Source organism: Methylobacterium tarhaniae, from assembly GCF_001043955.1.
Classification (GTDB): Bacteria; Pseudomonadota; Alphaproteobacteria; order Rhizobiales; family Beijerinckiaceae; genus Methylobacterium; species Methylobacterium tarhaniae.
Genome location: NZ_LABZ01000340.1, coordinates 1 through 722, shown reverse-complemented (window position 1 = coordinate 722; position 722 = coordinate 1). Strand labels below are relative to the sequence as shown.

The window sequence follows — 722 nt, the reverse complement described above, 5'->3', positions numbered from 1 at the left end:
CCGGATCAGATGTCGAGCTCGATCTCGTCGGCGAAGACCGCCCGTTCGGAGATGAACGCGAAGCGCGCCTCGGGCTTGTTGCCCATCAGCCGCTCGACCGTGTCCCCGGTGGCGGCCTTCGCCTCCTCCACCACCTCGACCCGCAGCAGCGTGCGCTTCTTCGGGTCCATCGTGGTCTCCTTGAGCTGCCCGGGCATCATCTCGCCCAGGCCCTTGAAGCGGCCGATCTCGACCTTGCCCGACTTGAAGGTGGTCTTGAGCAGCTGCTCCTTGTGCCGGTCGTCCCGGGCATAGGCGCTCTTGGCGCCTTGCGTCAGCCGGTAGAGGGGAGGGACCGCCAAGTAGAGGTGCCCTTCCTCGATCAGCTTCGGCATCTGCCGGTAGAAGAAGGTGATCAGCAGCGAGGCGATGTGGGCGCCGTCGACGTCGGCATCCGTCATGATGATGACCTTCTCGTAGCGAAGGTCGTCGTGCCGGTACTGGTTGCCGATGCCGCAACCCAGAGCCAGGATCAGGTCGGAGAGGAGCTGGTTGGCGCCCAGCTTGTCCCGGCTCGCCGAGGCGACGTTGAGGATCTTGCCGCGCAAGGGGAGGATCGCCTGGGTGGCGCGGTCGCGCGCCTGCTTGGCCGAGCCGCCGGCCGAATCGCCCTCGACGATGAAGATCTCGGAGCCCGCGGCCCCGGCCTTCGAGCAATCGGCGAGCTTGCCCGGCAGGCGCAG

The 722-nt window shown here is 67.0% G+C and carries 1 protein-coding gene; it reads right to left on the bottom strand.

The window, feature by feature from the left end:
* Positions 1–5 precede the first annotated feature (5 nt).
* A partial coding sequence (locus tag VQ03_RS29795) for a toprim domain-containing protein (RefSeq protein WP_048454553.1) occupies positions 6–722 on the bottom strand: 717 nt, incomplete at its 5' end.